Raw genomic sequence first — 17,279 nt, forward strand, 5'->3', positions numbered from 1 at the left:
AGCATAGTACATAAGAGCTTTTTGTTATTTAAGTATATTGTCTGAGGTAATTCAAGATCGGAGTAGACATAAGGCGTAATGTTATGTAATGTAATTTCATGCCACACTGAATACGATCCTTTTTATAATGAACAAGGCCCGATATCAACTATGAACCCAACTAACATGTAACTATGAACCTGAATGTTAATTGGAAATCATGTGCAAAAAAAGACTCAGGAGGTGAGAAGACTCAGGAGGGTGAGAATAAGATTCAGGAGGGAAAAGAAGATTGTAGGTGAACCCCTTTCGGGGCTCATTCTTTTCTATTGAGGGTATTTCTCGGAAGGTCTTTATTTCAATGTACACTCAGTAATTTCCCCGCCGAGGTCTTCCCTGAGCATACCAACAGCTTTTTCAAAATCATCTGTCTGGCCAAGTACCCACATAAGCTTGACAAGAGCAGTTTCGGGAAGAGTATCTTCTCCTTCGATTGCACCAGCTTTCAGCATATCACGGCCCGTATCATAAACGCGGTCGCAGATCCTGCCGTTAAGGCACTGGGATGTAACTATTACGGGCATTTTTGCGTCTCCAACCTTCCGGAGCAGGGGAATCCATTTTGTGGAAACGTGACCCAGACCCGTACCCTCAATAACAAGCCCTCTGTAGCCGTTATTTATATAATAGTCAAGGACTGCCGGATCTGCCCCCGGAGTGAACTTCACAATGGCACACTTCGGTTCCATTCCCGGCTTGAATTTGAGGGTCTTTTCTCCACGTCTGGTATAGTCAATGAAAGTCTTTATTTCTCCTGTACTGTAGTCTACAGTCCCTATCGGAAGGGAGTTTACGGACTTGAAAGCATCCCTGCGGGAGGTATGCATCTTCCTTACTTTCGTTCCGCGGTGGATTTCACAGAAATCATCAGAGGTTGTGCCGTGCATAACCACCACGATTTCGGCAATTTCGCTTATAGCAACCCTGGCTGCGCAGATTGCGTTCATGGCGTTGTCGCTGCTCGGACGGTCTGCACTTCTCTGGGAACCCACGAAAACGATAGGTACAGGCGTTTCTATCATAAAGGATAGGGCTGCAGCAGAGTACATCATCGTGTCTGTTCCATGAGTGATGATTACTCCCTCAGCTCCGGCTTCTATTTCTTCGACAACTGCTTTCGCGAGGTTTTGCCAGGAGTCAGAGTCCATGTTTTCGGAGAGGATACTTGAGATTACCCTTCCTTTAAAGTCCGCAATTTCCTTCAGTTCCGGGATTGCGGCGAGGATATCGTCAGCAGTAAACTGGGATGTGACTGCGCCTGTACGGTAGTCGATCTTGCTGGCAATCGTTCCGCCCGTAGAAAGGATTGCGATTTTTGGGAGCTTTTTTCCGGGTTCGGGAAGTTTTTCTCCCCTTGTTTTACATTCTTTTACGCCGTTTCCTCCTCCGTTTACAGTTTCTCCATTATTTTCCTGAAGAGTTACCCTTACCTTATCAATGGAAAAACCGGCGTTATACCCGCTGTTCATTTTTATTGCGATATATCCTTCCATGGAAGGCATTACTTTGCCTTCATAGACAGTACCGTTCCTTTCAATGCTTACCCGATCGCCCTGTTTGAATTCCATGAATGATCCCTTTCTGCTGATTTTTGAGATGCTGTATAATTTGTATGATACTAATTTGTATGATACTAATTTGTATGATACTAATTTGTATGATACTAATTTGTATGATACTATGAAATCTAAATAATATTAAAGTTAAATGTGTTATTGAAATTAAATGTGTTATTGAATGTGCTTTTTACTTTTAGTTCACTTTATTCAGGCTTTCCTGTATTCTTCAACTACTGCAAGCAGGTTCTCAAAAGCCGAGTCGATTGAATCTTTAAGAGTTGCAATCTCCTGCTCGTTCAGTTCAAGTTCAGTCTGCCGCTTTCCAAGGTAATGCTGCATTTCTTCCGGAGCAGGCCCTCCTGCAATCTTTCTTCTCGTTATATTGGAGACCGGGTCAAGGGCTTCCTTTACCATCTTTTCCGTCAATCCCCTGCTTGAAAGCGACTCTCCGAGCACAACTTCAGCCACGGAGTCGATTTTTTCCATTGTGGGTTTTTCCATTTCCTTTGCAAGTATCCCGACAATCTGGTGGGCAGTCCTGAAAGGAATTCCGGTTTCTCTTACAAATGTATCTGCAAGCTCAGTAGCCGTTGTAAACCCTGTAATGGACTGGGCTGAAAGTACATCCTTATGGATTTTCATGGTCCTTACCATTCCTTCCATTACCCTGACCGATGCCCTGGAATTTTCTACCGAACGCCAGATATTGGGAGTTGCTTCCTGCAGGTCGCGGTTATAACTCAGGGGCAGGCCTTTGCAGATTGTAAGCAGGGACATAAGAGCTCCCACAGCCACTCCTGTTTTCCCGCGCATTAATTCTGCAGTATCCGGGTTTTTCTTCTGGGGCATAATCGAAGAAGTGGAGGCATACATATCATCCAGTTCGATGAAATTGAACTCGGAAGAAGACCAGATTACAAGTTCTTCAGCCATCCGGCTCAGGTTTATCATGAGGTTTGAAAACACCGAGGCGCATTCAATAAGGAAATCCCTGCTGCTAACCGCATCCATTGAATTTTCCAGCAGTCCATCAAAGCCCAGGAGTTCCTGAGTCCGTTTCCTGTTCAGGTTAAAGCCCGTAGAGGCAAATGCAGCAGCTCCGAGAGGGCAGAGGTTTACCCTGGAAAAAGCGTCCTGAACTCGGTCAAAGTCCCTGCCGAGAGCAGCTTCGTGGGCACAGAGGTGATGGGCAAGAGTAGTTGGCTGGGCATGCTGAAGGTGAGTAAAGCCTGGCATGAGGGTTTCAGTGTGTTTTCCTGCAAGGGTGACTAGAGTTTTTCTGAGGGCAAAGAGCTCTTCGAGCAGTCCGGTAAGTTCTTCTCTCAGGGTCAGCCTGATGCAGGTTGCAACCTCATCGTTTCTCGAGCGTCCGGAATGCATCCTGCCTCCCACATCTTCCCCAACCATATCGATGAGCCTGGACTCAAGAGAGATGTGTATGTCCTCGTAGCTGAAGTCGAGCTTTTCCATCCCTTCTTCCCTTATTTTCAAAAGCCCGCTAAGGATTTTGCCGCAGTCTTCTTCCTTTATAATCCCCTGCTCTCTCAGCATTACCGTATGGGCAAGGTCCACTGCTATATCAGCATTAAAAATCCACCTGTCAGCCTCCATAGAGGAGGTATAATGTAAAATTTCTTTGTCCGGGGCAGCTTCAAGCCTGCCTCTGCGTAAAATGTTGCTCATCGGTTTTCCTCTGTATAATTGTGAAGTAAATCTGTATTGTGAAAGTCTTTATGTAATAATGATTCTGTGGGACATTGTGAAGTAAATCTATATTGTGAGAGTCTTTATTTAATAAGGGTTCTGTGAGATAAATGATATTGTGCGCTTGTATGAAGTCTCTATCACATTCTTAATTTGCAGGCATACAAGACGTATAAAATCCGCAGCGTGGTATTATTCCAAATACTTAAATATGAATCGGTTTTCAGGAAGTCTCCTGTAAGGTAAGTGTAATAATGAGGACTCTTTAAGGAGAACTCTTGCTATTTTTTCAAAAACATCCGAATCAGCACTTCGCTAATTTTCTCTTCTTCATAAGGTTCTCCATAAAATATGTCTCTTGATTACGGTATCTGCGGCGAAAAATTTGAAGTAAATTTCTATCTGGCTCCACATTGAGAATAGTTAAATATCTAGTGGACAACTCATTGATAAGCATAATAATAGGGAAAGGAGTGGGGAAAATATGAACTATAAACTAATTATTATATCGTTGTTAGCAGTGGTAGCTTTGATTGGGGCACCCATGGCATCAGCTAAACCCAGCTTTTTGACATCTTTCAATCAACACTATGAAACTGCAGGCACAAGGCTTGATTCATGCACTACCTGTCATAACGGGGAAGCCATAAATCCTTATGGCAGAGCATATTTAGGAAGTGGGGAAGATTTTACATCTATCGAAAATCTTGACTCGGATGGGGATGGATTTACGAATCTGGCTGAGATCAAGGCCTTGAATTTTCCCGGAAATCCTGATGATCATCCACAAACCACATCAGAAATTATACCTGAAACACCCGTAAACGTAACTGAACCATCAGTTAATGCAACTCCGGAACAGCCAACTACTGAAGTGCCAGTAAGCAATGCAACTCCGGAACAACCAACTACCGAAGTCCCAGACAACGCAACTGAGGAACAGGAGTCCCCAGGATTTGAAGCTATTCCTGTGGTTGTCGGGTTATTAGCAGTAGTGTGCCTGATGAGAAGAGATATCCGGAAATAAAGCGTAAATTCGTTTAATGTCCGCAGCCACAAAGTACAACCGAATCTCACCGATCTATGAGCTGATAGATTTGCCTCTGGAACTTCTCTTTTTCCGGAGATGGAGAAAAGAGGCACTTTCAGGCCTGAGCGGAACAGTTCTGGAAGTTGGAGTGGGGACCGGAAGGAATCTTAAATACTATCCATCAAGCTCTCTGGTTACAGGAATAGATAACAGTGAAGGGATGCTTGAAAAAGCTCGGGAGAAAGCCGGAGGAATGCAAAATATCACCCTTCTCCTTATGGATGCCGAGCACCTGGAATTTCCGGACAAGAGCTTCGATTACGTGGTTACGACTTTTGTCCTCTGCACGATCCCTGATCCTCTGAAAGCTCTTAAAGAAATGAGGCGAGTCCTGAAACCGTCGGGGGAAATGATCAATTTAGAGCACGTTCGAAGCAGCAATTCCCTTATTGCCCTGTTTGAAGACTTAATCAATCCTGTTCTGCTTTTCCTGCTTGGGGATCATACGACCCGACATACCCTGAAGAATCTCGAAGAAGCTGGCTTTATCATTCAGGAAGCAAAAAAACTGGCATTTAAGGATGTTTTCAGGAAGATTCGGTCGAAACCTTAAAAGTTACGTATCCTCTTCAAATTCAAGGGGGAATTTTCTACCCCGAAAAATATACAATAATTTTGTCATACATTTATGAAGTTGATTGTGTCTCACAAGTATGTTTTTTATACCTAGCTAAATTTTTAATTTTCCAGCAAATCTGTGAAACTTATTTTTCCCCATACAATTTGAAGAGGATACAAAAGCTCTAATAAATGAAAATATAAAATAATGTAATAAAAATAGGTAAAATAAATGTAAAAATTACAAATTCAGGATTCAGCAATGGGGGGTTAATTTCTGGTCGAGGAAACCTTAAAAATCGAAGGAATGGCATGCAATCACTGCGTCGTAAGAGTGGGGAGAGCTATTGCTTCCGTGAAGGGAGTAGTGGAAGTGGATGTAAACCTGGAGAAAAGAGAAGTAGTTGTGAACTTTGAAGAATCCCTGACTGACCTGGAAAAAATTAAGGCTGCTATCCGGGAAGCAGGGTATGAGCCCTTGTGATTCCTTTTTTCTTATGTTGATCTATATTTTTCTGTTTGGCTCGGGTAGTAGTAAAAAACTTCCAGCAAACTCAGGTCGTGGGGTCAGTTACTGAAAAATCATGTTCAGGAGGATGGATTGCTTCATATTTGGCCAAATGTGAAGGATGGAGGTCGTTTTGTCGTATTGAGAACTAATCGTAGATCTTTGCATCCGATGTCATATATAAAAATAATCAAATAATATTTGTTAAGTGCTATACGGAGAGTGGTTGCAATAAATGGATTTATGGACAATTACGGTTACGGCATGATGGGGTATGGAGGTATGTTTTTCGGAATTCTTTTCTGGATTCTTATAATTGTGGTAGCTTATCTGCTAATCAAATGGCTTGTTGAACAGAACAAAACCCGTGGTGGTGAAGAGAAGTCTGCGCTGGATATTGCAAAGGAAAGGTATGCGAAAGGTGAAATTACTGAAGAAGAATTTGAAGAAATTAAAAAGCGCCTGGTCTGAGAGGGAAAATAAATATGAAATCTTTCCTCTTCTAGCTTTCTGCTAATCCTTATCGGCATTGGAAGATGAGATACATGATGAATCTGTAAGGTCCCTCGGTCACGAGGGTATGTCCTTTTCAGGTCTCCAGGATGGGCGACCAGTTCTTTCCTAAAGCTATACGAGACCTGATGAAGGCATCGGGTGAAATTGAAATAAATTGACGCATCTTTATTATTGGGGGTATTATGACGGTCACTATGGGCAGCAAAGAATTTGCAGCAGACCGGACATATATCTGTTCAATCATGCAGTATTCCATAAACTTATTATGTTAAATCTGCCAGTAAAAATCAGTGGAGGTTGAAACAATTACTCAGGAAACCATAAAAGTTGAAGGCATGTCCTGCGGACACTGTGTCATGAGGGTTAAAAAGGCAATTGAAGGTTTGGAAGGCGTAAAGAAAGTAGACGTGAGCCTTGAAAACAAACAGGCTGTTGTCGAATTCGATGAAGGAATTACTGATGTGGTGAAAATAAAGGCTGTGGTGAAGGAAACAGGATATGAGCCTGTCTGAATTGGAATAATGTATTTAAATAGTCTCAAAATACTCAATTTATTCATCTCGAGGAATTTATTATATAGTAAAAGGTACAGATTTTTATAATATGGGTGGAACGCCTGTTTAAAAGCAGCTGATGATCTGGGGGTGAAGACATCGGGGAGACAACACTTGTAGTAGATGATATGATTTGCAGGTACTGCAAAGACACGGTTACCAGGCTCATTGCCTCTATTAACGGGGTTTCCCGTGTAAACGTAAACGTCCCTGAAAGGACGGTAAATGTAACCTATGACAGCCGGATAACTGATGCACATGTCATAAGGATGACCCTGCTCGAAGCGGGTTATAAGAATATCAGAGAATCTTTAAACGCTTTTTAAGCGTTAGGGCAGTCTGAAAATCTGGATAGGCGGCATATCCGATGGAAATTTCGATAGGAGTTTATGGCATGACCTGTGGTCACTGCCAGAAAAGTGTAGCGGATGCCATTTCTTCTCTTAAGGGCGTGGAGTCTGTAGATGTCAATCTTGAAGCCGAAAGTGCAACTGTTATTTTTGATCCTGAAAAGGTAAGCCTTGATGATATTAAGGAAGCTGTCCTGAAGGCGGGCTACTCAACCGAAAAGGAAGGAGAGGCCGAAGCGGAGGCTCAGGCAGAAACCTCCGAAAGCACCGGAAAGACAGCAGAAGCTCCGGAAGTTGCTGAGATCGAAGCTGAATCAAAGGTTTCGGGAACCGTTGTGAGTGAGGAGGCGGCGGGAATTTCCTGCACCCTTGACGAAGCGTGCAAACTGGCGGAAAAAGAAGTAACTCGGCTGTCCGGGCAAAAAGCAGGCCCCAAAGAAATCACCCTCGGAGTTTCCGGGATGACCTGCTCGGCATGCGCCCTGAATATCGAGAAGGTCCTGAAGAAAAAAGAGGGTGTGGATTCCGTAGCCGTTAATCTGGAGCTTGGCAGGGCAAAGGTTAGCTTTGAGCCTTCCCTGATCTCTCCTCAGGAAATTGAAGAAGCTATTGAATCCATAGGGTATAAAGTCGAGAAAGATAAAGTAACCCTGAACCTTCAGGGCATGAGCTGTGCGTCCTGTGCTGCAAATATTGAGAAGATCCTCACTAAAACCGAAGGCGTAATCTCAGTTTCCGTAAATTTTCCGCTTGAAAAAGCCGTTGTGGAATTTAACTCCTCCCTCATTTCTGTCAGGGAAATTATTGCTGCAGTTCAGGGAATCGGGTATGGGGCATCGGTCCCTGCTGAAACGGTTGAGTATGAAGACCGAGAGCAGATGTCAAGGGACGCTGAGATTCGCAGGCAGAGAAATAACCTTATTGTTGCCCTTTTGCTGGGCATTCCCATATCCCTCGGAAACATGAGCATGATGTTTCCTTTCCTGTCGTTTGTGCCCTCAATCTTTTCCAATCACATTGTACTTTTTATAATGTCTACCCTTGTCCTTCTTTTTCCGGGCAGGCAGTTTTTTGTCGGGACTTTCAAAGGCTTCAAGCACGGCGTAACCGACATGAATCTCTTGATTGCTGCAGGAACCGGATCAGCTTATCTTATCAGTGTAGCAGCAACTTTCCTTGACCTGGGACCGGGATATGATGTCCTCTACTATGACACTGTAGCGTTTCTGATTATTTTCATCGTCTTTGGCAGGTACCTCGAAGCAAGAGCCCGGGGCAAAACCTCGGAAGCCATCCGAAAATTGATGGGGTTAAGGGCTAAAACCTCAAGGATCCTTGTAGACGGCGTGGAAAAAGAGGTTCCTGTAGAAGAGGTAGTCGTTGGAGACATTGTTGTGGTCCGTCCGGGTGAAAAGATCCCTGTTGACGGGGTTGTGGTTGAAGGAAGCTCTGCAATAGACGAGTCCATGATTACCGGCGAGAGCATCCCTGTTGAGAAAGGTGCAGGGGACACGGTTATCGGGGCTACCCTTAACAAGACAGGGTCTTTCAGGTTCAGGGCTACAAAGGTCGGAGCTGATACTGCCCTTGCCCAGATAATCAGGCTTGTAGAAGCAGCCCAGACAACCAAGGCTCCCATCCAGAGGGTCGCAGATGTTTTTGCTGGCAACTTCATCGTAGCCGTACATATAATTGCCCTTCTGGCTTTTTTCTTCTGGTTTTTCATCGGTTACTGGCGTTACGGGGTAGGAGAATCCGCAGAACTCGGAGGAATAAGCCCTTTCCTTTTTTCCCTGCTCATAGCTATCACCGTCCTTGTAATCTCATGTCCGTGTGCAGTTGGGCTTGCAACTCCTGCAGCCATTATGGTTGGTACTGGCAAAGGTGCTGAAAACGGAATTCTGATCAAAGGCGGGGAAGCCCTCGAGAGGGCGCATAAACTTGATACTATTGTGTTTGACAAAACAGGAACCCTTACTGAAGGTACTCCGAAACTTACAGATGTATTTGCAGTTTCTGGCCGCGAAGAAAGCGAAGTGCTTTTTATTGCTGCAACGGCTGAAAAAGGGTCAGAGCACCCACTGGGAGAAGCCATTGTAAGAGGTGCGGATGAAAGGAAAATAAGCCTTGCAGAGGCAAAAAACTTCCGTTCTATTCCCGGAAAAGGTATTGAAGCATACCTTGAAGAAAAGAAAATTCTGCTCGGTACGCGCAAACTTATGGAAGAAAACATGATTTCTTTCGAGGGGCTGGAAGTAAAAATGCAAAAATTTGAGGAAAATGGGAAAACTGCAATGCTTGTAGCTCTTGGAGGTGAAATCATAGGTCTTGTTGCTGTTGCCGATACTCTGAAGGAGAACTCTAAAGAGGCAATTGAGACCCTGATAAAAATGGGCATCGAAGTAGTTATGATAACCGGAGACAATGCAATTACAGCCGGGGCAATTGCAGCAGAGGTAGGGATCCCGAGAGTGCTTGCGGAGGTGCTGCCTGAAGACAAAGCAAATGAAATCAAAAAGCTCCAGAAGGAAGGCAAGCTCGTTGGCATGGTAGGTGACGGCATTAATGATGCACCTGCCCTCATTCAGTCCGATGTGGGAATCGCTATGGGAGCAGGTACGGATGTAGCAATGGAATCTGCAAAAATAGTGCTTATCAAAAATGACCTGAGAGATGTGGTCGCAGCGCTTAAACTGAGCCGGCTTACCATTAATAAGATTAAGCAAAATCTGGCCTGGGCCTTCGGATACAATATGCTGGGCATCCCTATTGCAGCAGGAATCCTGTACCCCATTTTCTTCCGGATTATGATTACGCCGGAACTTGCTGCCGCTTTCATGGCATTGAGTTCAGTTTCTGTTACAACCAATTCCCTGCTAATGAAAAGAAGCAGGATTAAATAAGTTCAGAGCAGATACTTTTGAAGCTTATAATTTAAGGTAAATGTCAAAAAATGAACTCCGCATGCGTGGGATGTTGCTAACAAAACTTTCCTGCATGCGTACTTAAAAAACTCTCCGGATGAACCTTTTGAAGGTTAGGTTTTCGGGAATTCTGAACACTTGGTTGTTGTTGGTGAATTATATGGTAAAATTTGGATCCAAAGACAAAAGGACCAGAGTCGTGCTTCTCTCAAGTATTGCCACCTCGATAGTGCTAATGAATCTCTTCCTGTTTGGGGCTTTATTGACCAACATGTACCTGGGGGAAACAGCCTACACTCTGGTAGATATCGCTGCGGGTTCTATTTTCGTTTTTGTGATTACCATGATTATCTCATTGTCCCTCTGGCCTAAGGTAATTGACTGGCTTGAAAGCAGAGAAACAAATAAGTAATGAATCTCAATTTTTTAAAAACGTACTGCTTTATATAACAATGAATTTACCTTCTGCCATGAACAATGGAAGTATCAGAGCAAATATCAAGGAAGGACTAAAAGTGGGAATTGTCCTGAAGCAGGACCAGAGAACCGGGAAAATTACCCAGGGCGTTGTAAAGAGAATTTTAACCAATTCTTCAACTCATCCGCATGGGATAAAAGTTCAACTAGCGGATGGGCAGGTTGGAAGGGTTAAGGAAATCTATTAAACCCTTTCAAACTTTTTCAAATCCTTTTTGACTCTTTCAAGCGCTCTATCTTTTCTAAAAACCTGTCTTTAACTTACCTTTTCTTTACTGCTTATCTCTTCTTTTCAGCCAATTTTTTCTTAATAGCTCATTTATTCTTTCTTTTTGATATCATATTCTGCTTTACCAGGTTTGCGTACTTTTTCCAGCTGTTTTCATCGATTTCAGGCATTGAAATTATATGAGCTTCACTTCTTTTCTCCCCGGTGAAGGAGTCGATTGCTTTCTGGATGGAGGCAGGGTCTTTATTTCCGATAAGGTCTATAATTTTTATTTCCCTGATAAAACGGGAGATTGCAGTCATGGGAATTTCATTTAAGTAGGGCAGGGGAGAATTTGAGCCGACTATTTTTCTTGAGCCTGCCATTGTGGAAACTCCGTTTTCGGCAAGTGAGATCAAGGATTGCCCGGCAAAGTGGGCGCTTTCTGCTCCGCAGACGACCAGGCAGTTAATATTCGGGTTTGCAAGCACATTGGTTATTATCTTTTCAATCCCGAAGTTTGCAGTAAAACAGGTTCCACAGATTGCATAGTTCTTAAGTCCCCATGCCTTGTAGTCAGAGGCAAGAGTTACCACAGCTACGCTCGAATTTGTGTCTCCTATCACGTAGTTTCCGGAAGTTATAGGCCATTCCATCTCGTTTTGCTCCTTATCCAATATAGATTCTTTTTTGGAATTCATCTTAGTTCTAATGTGTAAGTCCTCTGTCTCCATTGTAGAATCAAATTTAATTTTAAGACAGTCTCTTAATATTTCCTGACCTATTTAACATAATAATTTTATGGAATACTGCATGATTGAACAGATATATGTCCGGTCTGCTGCAAATCTTTTACTGCAGCAGTGACTATCATAATCCACTCAGTAATTAAAAATGGTATTAAATTCAGTAATTACAGATGGTATCCTCTTCAAATTTTATTGATTATCAATCTCATAAAAAATATAATAGTTGCTTCACTTCCCTTGAGCATATTTTGGAATTTAAATATGGAACCAATCGAATTTACAGAATATATAAAAACAAGTCAATTACTCAAGGATATGGCCCGAATTCTGCAGGTTAGGAAATGGATCAGGGAGTAATGATATGTTATCTTAACGAAATGATGTGGTTTCCATCGGCTTTTGGGAAATAATGTTTCTCTCGAATCCATTGATGCTAATTCAGCTAGAGTAACGTTAAAGGACATGGGCAAAAGTGTAACAGCGACAATATATTTTGACGACGAAGGGAAAGTGACAAACTTTATAGTTCCGCGTTATCGAGATATGGGCAATGATAAATTTGAATTAGAAAATTGGTCCACTCCAATTCGGGAATATGGGGAATTTGAGAAATTGAATTTCCCTATAAAAGGGGCAGGGGTCTGGAATTTAAAAGAAGGTTACTTGGAATATATTGATGTAACCGTAACCGATTTAAAGTACCCCCAAATGAGCCTTATTGAAGAGTCAAAGGCAATCTTCTGGTCACCTTTTCTTTATTTTTGACATTACATTCTGCTTTACCAGTTTCTCGTATTTTTTCCAGCTGTTTTCATCGATCTCGGGCATTGAGATGATGTGAGCTTCGCTTCTTTTCGGGCCGGTGCAGGAATCGATTGCTTTCTGGATGGAGGCAGGTTCTTTGTTTCCGACAAGGTCTATAATTTTAATTTCCCTGAGGAAGCGGGAGATTGCAGTCATGGGAATTTCATTTAAGTAGGGTAGAGGGGAGTTTGAGCCGGCTATTTTTCTTGAGCCTGCCATTGTGGAAACTCCGTTTTCGGCAAGTGAAATCAGGGACTGGCCTGCAAGATGGGCGCTTTCTGCTCCGCAGACGATCAGACAGTTTATGTTCGGGTTTGCAAGCACATTGGTTATTATCTTTTCAATCCCGAAGTTTTCAGTAAAACAGGTTCCGCAGATTGCATAGTTCTTAAGTCCCCATGCCGTGTAGTCAGAGGCAAGAGTTACCACAGCTACGCTCGAATTCGTGTCTCCTATTACGTAGTCCCCGGAAGTTACAGGCCATTCCATATTGTTTCACTCCTGATTCAGAATTGATTATTTTCTGGAATTCATCCTATAAGTTCTAATTGAAAATGGTTTATTCTTTTCGACTGAAATCGGAGGGCTACAGACACGGGCAGAAGCTCGTCATATACCGTTGTTCCAGGGGCTCCGGCAAGGGTAGGGCCAAAGATGTATCCCAGATTTGAGGCAACAGACATCCTGCCATAGTTTTTATTTCTCTCTTTTTCGGAGGTGAGGTCAGCGAGATCTGCGTTGGCAACAGATACGTTTCCTCCTGTAATCCCTCAAGAGCCCTTGCAAAAAAGAGTGCAAGCAGGGGAAGAGTAATCGTAAAAACGCCCCGCAGGTCAGCCCCCCATCCCTGAATAGGAGCTCAAATAAGCTGGAAAGCAGGGTAGATGGAGGCTTTTGATAATTTTTATGCCTTCCGCAACTTCCTCAAGCCTTCCGCAAGTATTTCGCTCTTTCAGCGGACAATGCTGAGTGCAAATAGCTTGCCAGGTTCTTTCGGGTTTTAAATCCTGATAAGGAAATTTAAAGCTTTTTAAGACGTTTTAATTCTCTTCATTATTAATACAGCTTATTTTTCATATTTAACGGTACATAGAGGAATAAGAAAGGATCAATAGTTGTTTCTTTTTTTATACCGCCCTTGTATGTTTGATAAAGGGGTTTATGTATTCTCTTTATTGAATGTGAATTGCGCAGATCTTTTATCAAGGAAAATAAAGTATTATCAAGTTTTAAAAGCATCAATTCTGTAAGGTAACAAAACTATTCAAAAAAGTATACTTATATTCTAATTTTACAATATGAAATTCTAACCCCAAGTTGTTTTCCAGGCAAAATGAAACTAAAAGCTTTGAAACAATCTATGGGAATTAAAAGATCTTTAAGAAAGTGAAGGAAATAAAGGTCTTTAAAAACGTAAATGAATAAAGGTCTCAAAAACAGAAAGGAACTAATCTCCAAAGAGTAAGTACTCCAAAAACATTGAGAAAAACCTGAATGTTAAGGGCATTTCCATCCTGAAACGGTGGCATCTGTTGCATCCACATTGATGTCAACGATCCGATTCCTTCCGGAACCTTGCAGCAGAAGCCACTGTGTTATCCCGTGAATTGCTACCTGGACAGGTTGTCACAGGATCGCTGCGGGATTAAAACCCTGAATTAAACGGTACTGAGGCGGTGTCAAAGTCCGTGTTAACGGGGTTAACCCTTAACAATAAGAATTTTTCAGGCAGCAACTGAGGGCGGATTCAGGAGTTGCCTGAAATATCTTTATTGTTTTATTTCCATATTGTTTTATTTCCATATTTTTTTATTGATTTCCAGATTATTCATTTATCTACCCCCTTTTTATTTTTTTCCAGCTCCTTTTGTCCTTATTCCCCGTAAGGCTGGCATCTCAGAGTATTTTATGGGTTTCGAAATGTTCTTTATCGTTTACCTGTATTCTGTTTCTCTATGTCAAAATCATACTGGGAAATGGTTTCCGGAAAGAACATACCCTCAAGTCTTGAGCTTTACCCCGTGATTCACAGTTATCTACAGGAAGGTTATAATATTCTCGATGTCGGATGTGGGTTTGGAAAAATTAGCCTTGAGCTTGCTTCCCTGGGATATTCGGTAACAGGGATAGATATAAACACTGAAGCTGTCAAGCTTTCAAAAGCTGCTGCAAAAAACCTGGGCCTGGATCGAAAGATAGAAGGGAGAGCTGAATTTAAGGTTGTGGATGCTTCTGATCTTCCTTTCCACGAATCAAGTTTCGATTTTGCAGTCATGCAGGCTTTTTTGACCTCTGTGCCGGACCCGCAGGAAAGAGCCAGGATAATTCAGGAAGCTTTCAGAGTCCTGAAACCCGGGGGTTACCTTTACCTTGTGGAATTCGGGCAGAACTGGCACCTCAAGCTTTACAGAAATCGTTACCTTCAGGACTTCCCGGTTACAAAAGAAGAAGGTTCTTTCCTTGCCCTGAATCCTGAAACAGGAGAGGTTGAATATATTGCACACCATTTCTCCGAAAAAGAGCTTGTGTTCCTGCTTGTAGACTGCGGGTTTGAGATTGATTATTTCAGGGTTGAAGAGCTCAAAACCAGGACAGGTAACAAAATTAACGGGTTTGTAGTTGTGGCTAAAAAGCTCTGAACCTCGGGCTGCTTGCATTCTTTCTATCAGATACTGAAAAACCTCAAAGCCTTACTTCTGCTTGCACAAACCTATTTCAATCAGGTAAATCTGGTCATTCTGGTCAGTCAGGTCAATTATGTAACCCTATCACTCAGGTGAAGCCCGATAACTCCTGCAATTACAATGACAAGAGAAATCATCTTGAGGGCAGTGGCAGGTTCCCTGAACCAGAAAATCCCGACTACTGTGATAAGAGCAGTCCCGAGCCCGGCCCATATTGCATATGCAATGCTCACATCTATTCCTTTAAGGGCAAGGGTAAAGAAAAAGAAACTGATGGCATAAAATACGAATATCAAAACTGAAGGGAGCAACTTTGAAAAGCCTTCGGATAATTTCATGCAGGTGGTTCCGCATACTTCAAATGCTATTGCCAGTAACAGCAGGTAATAATAGTTCATTAATGGATTATTTTACTTCTATTTATTAATCAGTTCCCTGGTTCATTAGTTTCCTAGCTTCGGGATATCACCCGTCTATTTATCTTGTCCAGTCTGTCAAGTTTATCAATATATTCTTATGTATCAGGCCCTTTCTTTTGAAAGTACACTGAAATTTAACAAATATATTAGAAATTTCAGGTATAAATATGAGAAATCAGGCACAAATCAGAAAAATTTGATTCTCATTCCTGCCTCTGGAAAAGCGGTCGATTTTAAGGCGAAATGATGTTTTAAAGGTTTTAGAATGATTTTTTATGCTCCTTTCCACTTGAGATAAATTTATATGTTATAATGTCTTGGGAAATATTGGCAGTAAAAATAAAGAATCATATGATCTGTTATTAAAAACTTCATTTTTGTTTTTAATAAAAGAATTGTATAGGATCTTATTTTTATAGCAACCTAGAGGATATCCGCTATAAGCGGAGGTGAAACGAGAGTGAGTTTTAATGACAGAGGGAATTCTTTAAGGGGAAGAGAAAGCAACCGGGGAAACAGAGACAACAACCGTGGTGGTAGCAGAGACAACAACCGTGGTGGTTTCAGAGACAACAACCGTGGTGGTTTCAGAGACAACAACCGTGGTGGTTTCAGAGGTGGCAGCAGCGGCCCCAGAGAACTGTACCCAGTAGTGTGTTCTGACTGTGGCGTTGAGACCCAGGTTCCATTTAAGCCAACTGAAGGAAGACCAGTTTACTGCAGGGACTGTCTCCCAAAACACCGGAAATTCTAATTCCAGAAATTCTGAATCTTTTGATTTTTAATTATTATCAATGGAAACCTTTTGACAGCAGGGTTTCCAAATATTCTTATTTCGAATGTCTTATTTTTAATGTCTTATTTTTAATGTCTTATTTCTAACGTCTGATTCGTTACTCTGACCCTTTATGTTTGAGGAAGAGGCTTTTATATGTCTTCCGGCTCACGTGGATTAATTTTATATAACATAAGAGGTTTTTACAATTAGTAAAAATAATGAGACATAATCTGTTATTAAAAACTCCTTTTTTTGTTTTTAAATAATAAATTATATCTTATCATATTTTTATGAGATATGTGTATCCGCTATAAGCGGAGGTGAATAAAAATGGGTTTTAATGACAGAGGAAACTCTTACCGGGGTGGCAGCAGAGACAGCAACCGTGGTGGAAGTGGTGGTTTCAGAGGTGGCAACAGTGGCCCCAGAGAAATGCACAAGGTTACCTGTTCTGACTGCGGTGTCGAGACAGAAGTTCCTTTCAAACCAACCGAAGGACGGCCGGTTTACTGCAGAGACTGCCTTCCTAACCACAGGAAGTTCTAAATTCGAATTTATCGCGTAAAGTGTTGCGCTGTAACTGATTACATCAACACTTAATCCACTTTTTATTCTGTGTTTTTACCTTATCTTTGGGTGAAGGGCATCGAAACTCTTATGTCTTTATATGTTTATTTATCATGTCACATCATAAATTTTCATTGATTACATCTTAGTTAATATTTATATAGCGGGATCTGGAATTGCTCTGAAGAATTTTGAAGTAAACTCTAAGTCATGGGTTATGAACTGATTTACTCCACCTTCCAAATAGGAGAGTCTCCTGAGATATTGGATTCTCAGAGGTTCTAGATTTTTCAGAGGTTTTTTACTTCCTATCCATTTATGAACTTTCACACCAAAGTACCTAAAGGAATTGTTGAACACAGTAAGTTCGAAAAAATATGATCTGATAAAATAAATGCGAATAAAAGACTCAAAAGTAATAATACAACGAGGAATCAAACTGGCAAACTATAGAAGCAATATAAGAAAGAGAAAAGCAGGAACTGGAACTGCCGCACCAACTACTCAGGAAGTAACAAGGGTGCGTACCCCGCGCAAGGAAAATCATGAAGTACTGGCAACGGTAGGAAGTCTCTTAGGCTCAAAGAGGGTCAATTTACAGTGCATGGATGGTATTGTCCGAATGGGCCGAATCCCCGGATCCAAGAACAAGAAAATGTGGATTCGTGAAGGTGATGTCGTAATTGCCACTCCATGGGATATTCAGGATTCCAAAGCCGACGTTATATGGAAATACACCAGGCCTCAGATAGAGCTGTCTCTTATACACATCTGACGCTGCCGACGAATAG

19 protein-coding genes are annotated in these 17,279 nt (G+C 42.0%); 14 read left to right on the forward strand and 5 right to left on the reverse strand.

What is annotated here, in order from left to right:
- Window positions 1-332: 332 nt before the first annotated feature.
- Both gatD and argH read right to left on the reverse strand, forming a co-directional pair.
- Window positions 333-1,607, reverse strand: coding sequence for a Glu-tRNA(Gln) amidotransferase subunit GatD (gene gatD / locus EO95_RS00930; protein WP_048131390.1), 1,275 nt, complete (start codon window positions 1,605-1,607; stop codon window positions 333-335).
- A gap of 198 nt (window positions 1,608-1,805) precedes the next feature.
- A complete protein-coding gene (gene argH / locus EO95_RS00935) occupies window positions 1,806-3,281 on the reverse strand; it encodes an argininosuccinate lyase (protein ID WP_048131391.1) in 1,476 nt (491 codons plus the stop codon).
- Window positions 3,282-3,846: 565 nt separating this feature from the next.
- On the opposite strand from argH, the gene EO95_RS00940 reads away from it, so the two are divergent.
- From EO95_RS00940 to EO95_RS00980, 9 genes are all read left to right on the forward strand, one after another.
- Window positions 3,847-4,329, forward strand: a complete 483-nt coding sequence (locus EO95_RS00940) for a PGF-CTERM sorting domain-containing protein (RefSeq protein WP_156163942.1) — start codon at window positions 3,847-3,849, stop codon at window positions 4,327-4,329.
- A gap of 16 nt (window positions 4,330-4,345) precedes the next feature.
- Window positions 4,346-4,945 carry a class I SAM-dependent methyltransferase gene (locus tag EO95_RS00945; RefSeq protein WP_048131393.1) on the forward strand — a complete coding sequence of 200 codons (600 nt, stop codon included), beginning with the start codon at window positions 4,346-4,348 and terminating at the stop codon, window positions 4,943-4,945.
- Window positions 4,946-5,227: 282 nt separating this feature from the next.
- Entirely contained in the window at window positions 5,228-5,434 is a 207-nt protein-coding gene (locus tag EO95_RS16895; protein WP_156163943.1) for a heavy-metal-associated domain-containing protein, read from the forward strand.
- 246 nt (window positions 5,435-5,680) lie between these two features.
- A complete protein-coding gene (locus tag EO95_RS00955) occupies window positions 5,681-5,929 on the forward strand; it encodes an SHOCT domain-containing protein (RefSeq protein ID WP_082105873.1) in 249 nt (82 codons plus the stop codon).
- A 335-nt stretch (window positions 5,930-6,264) separates the two neighbouring features.
- Entirely contained in the window at window positions 6,265-6,486 is a 222-nt protein-coding gene (locus tag EO95_RS00960) for a heavy-metal-associated domain-containing protein (RefSeq protein WP_268767878.1), read from the forward strand.
- A gap of 170 nt (window positions 6,487-6,656) precedes the next feature.
- The gene (locus EO95_RS00965; protein WP_048131394.1) at window positions 6,657-6,854 is read left to right on the forward strand and encodes a heavy-metal-associated domain-containing protein; all 198 of its coding nucleotides are present in this window, start codon (window positions 6,657-6,659) and stop codon (window positions 6,852-6,854) included.
- Between the two features lie 41 nt (window positions 6,855-6,895).
- Window positions 6,896-9,781: a heavy metal translocating P-type ATPase gene (locus tag EO95_RS00970; protein ID WP_048131395.1), complete on the forward strand. Its 2,886-nt coding sequence runs from the start codon at window positions 6,896-6,898 to the stop codon at window positions 9,779-9,781.
- Between the two features lie 181 nt (window positions 9,782-9,962).
- Complete coding sequence (locus EO95_RS00975) at window positions 9,963-10,214, forward strand: hypothetical protein (protein WP_048131396.1); 252 nt, start codon at window positions 9,963-9,965, stop codon at window positions 10,212-10,214.
- Window positions 10,215-10,272: 58 nt separating this feature from the next.
- The gene (locus EO95_RS00980; protein WP_048131411.1) at window positions 10,273-10,467 is read left to right on the forward strand and encodes a YwbE family protein; all 195 of its coding nucleotides are present in this window, start codon (window positions 10,273-10,275) and stop codon (window positions 10,465-10,467) included.
- Between the two features lie 127 nt (window positions 10,468-10,594).
- On the opposite strand, the gene EO95_RS00985 is transcribed toward EO95_RS00980, so the two are convergent.
- On the reverse strand, window positions 10,595-11,221 hold the full coding sequence (locus EO95_RS00985; RefSeq protein WP_327037133.1) for a tetrahydromethanopterin S-methyltransferase subunit A: 627 nt from the start codon (window positions 11,219-11,221) through the stop codon (window positions 10,595-10,597).
- A 414-nt stretch (window positions 11,222-11,635) separates the two neighbouring features.
- On the opposite strand from EO95_RS00985, the gene EO95_RS18540 reads away from it, so the two are divergent.
- Window positions 11,636-12,001 carry a DUF6544 family protein gene (locus tag EO95_RS18540; protein ID WP_048131398.1) on the forward strand — a complete coding sequence of 122 codons (366 nt, stop codon included), beginning with the start codon at window positions 11,636-11,638 and terminating at the stop codon, window positions 11,999-12,001.
- Here EO95_RS18540 and EO95_RS00995 read toward each other — a convergent pair.
- The gene (locus EO95_RS00995; protein ID WP_048131399.1) at window positions 11,981-12,529 is read right to left on the reverse strand and encodes a tetrahydromethanopterin S-methyltransferase subunit A; all 549 of its coding nucleotides are present in this window, start codon (window positions 12,527-12,529) and stop codon (window positions 11,981-11,983) included. The genes EO95_RS18540 and EO95_RS00995 overlap by 21 nt on opposite strands.
- Before the next feature lie 1,466 nt (window positions 12,530-13,995).
- On the opposite strand from EO95_RS00995, the gene EO95_RS01000 reads away from it, so the two are divergent.
- On the forward strand, window positions 13,996-14,679 hold the full coding sequence (locus EO95_RS01000) for a class I SAM-dependent methyltransferase (protein ID WP_048131400.1): 684 nt from the start codon (window positions 13,996-13,998) through the stop codon (window positions 14,677-14,679).
- Window positions 14,680-14,795: 116 nt separating this feature from the next.
- On the opposite strand, the gene EO95_RS01005 is transcribed toward EO95_RS01000, so the two are convergent.
- On the reverse strand, window positions 14,796-15,122 hold the full coding sequence (locus EO95_RS01005; protein ID WP_048131401.1) for a multidrug efflux SMR transporter: 327 nt from the start codon (window positions 15,120-15,122) through the stop codon (window positions 14,796-14,798).
- A gap of 673 nt (window positions 15,123-15,795) precedes the next feature.
- Between EO95_RS01005 and EO95_RS18660 the strand changes: the two genes are divergently transcribed.
- From EO95_RS18660 to eif1A, 3 genes are all read left to right on the forward strand, one after another.
- Entirely contained in the window at window positions 15,796-15,897 is a 102-nt protein-coding gene (locus tag EO95_RS18660) for a CxxC-x17-CxxC domain-containing protein (protein ID WP_394297334.1), read from the forward strand.
- 354 nt (window positions 15,898-16,251) lie between these two features.
- Window positions 16,252-16,467 carry a CxxC-x17-CxxC domain-containing protein gene (locus EO95_RS01015; protein ID WP_048141258.1) on the forward strand — a complete coding sequence of 72 codons (216 nt, stop codon included), beginning with the start codon at window positions 16,252-16,254 and terminating at the stop codon, window positions 16,465-16,467.
- A gap of 481 nt (window positions 16,468-16,948) precedes the next feature.
- Window positions 16,949-17,263 carry a translation initiation factor eIF-1A gene (gene eif1A / locus EO95_RS01020; protein ID WP_082105877.1) on the forward strand — a complete coding sequence of 105 codons (315 nt, stop codon included), beginning with the start codon at window positions 16,949-16,951 and terminating at the stop codon, window positions 17,261-17,263.
- Window positions 17,264-17,279: the final 16 nt, after the last annotated feature.

Source organism: Methanosarcina sp. 1.H.T.1A.1 (assembly GCF_000979295.1).
Lineage (GTDB): Archaea > Halobacteriota > Methanosarcinia > Methanosarcinales > Methanosarcinaceae > Methanosarcina.

Coding starts and splice junctions, on each gene's coding strand:
- EO95_RS01005 (WP_048131401.1), bottom strand. CDS start 15,122: ATGAACTATTATTACCTGCTGTTACTGGCAATAGCATTTGAAGTATGC.
- EO95_RS01015 (WP_048141258.1), top strand. CDS start 16,252: ATGGGTTTTAATGACAGAGGAAACTCTTACCGGGGTGGCAGCAGAGAC.
- EO95_RS00970 (WP_048131395.1), top strand. CDS start 6,896: ATGGAAATTTCGATAGGAGTTTATGGCATGACCTGTGGTCACTGCCAG.
- EO95_RS00945 (WP_048131393.1), top strand. CDS start 4,346: ATGTCCGCAGCCACAAAGTACAACCGAATCTCACCGATCTATGAGCTG.
- EO95_RS00995 (WP_048131399.1), bottom strand. CDS start 12,529: ATGGAATGGCCTGTAACTTCCGGGGACTACGTAATAGGAGACACGAAT.
- EO95_RS00980 (WP_048131411.1), top strand. CDS start 10,273: ATGAACAATGGAAGTATCAGAGCAAATATCAAGGAAGGACTAAAAGTG.
- EO95_RS00975 (WP_048131396.1), top strand. CDS start 9,963: ATGGTAAAATTTGGATCCAAAGACAAAAGGACCAGAGTCGTGCTTCTC.
- EO95_RS00940 (WP_156163942.1), top strand. CDS start 3,847: ATGGCATCAGCTAAACCCAGCTTTTTGACATCTTTCAATCAACACTAT.
- argH (WP_048131391.1), bottom strand. CDS start 3,281: ATGAGCAACATTTTACGCAGAGGCAGGCTTGAAGCTGCCCCGGACAAA.
- gatD (WP_048131390.1), bottom strand. CDS start 1,607: ATGGAATTCAAACAGGGCGATCGGGTAAGCATTGAAAGGAACGGTACT.
- EO95_RS00965 (WP_048131394.1), top strand. CDS start 6,657: ATGATTTGCAGGTACTGCAAAGACACGGTTACCAGGCTCATTGCCTCT.
- EO95_RS00985 (WP_327037133.1), bottom strand. CDS start 11,221: ATGGAGACAGAGGACTTACACATTAGAACTAAGATGAATTCCAAAAAA.
- EO95_RS01000 (WP_048131400.1), top strand. CDS start 13,996: ATGTCAAAATCATACTGGGAAATGGTTTCCGGAAAGAACATACCCTCA.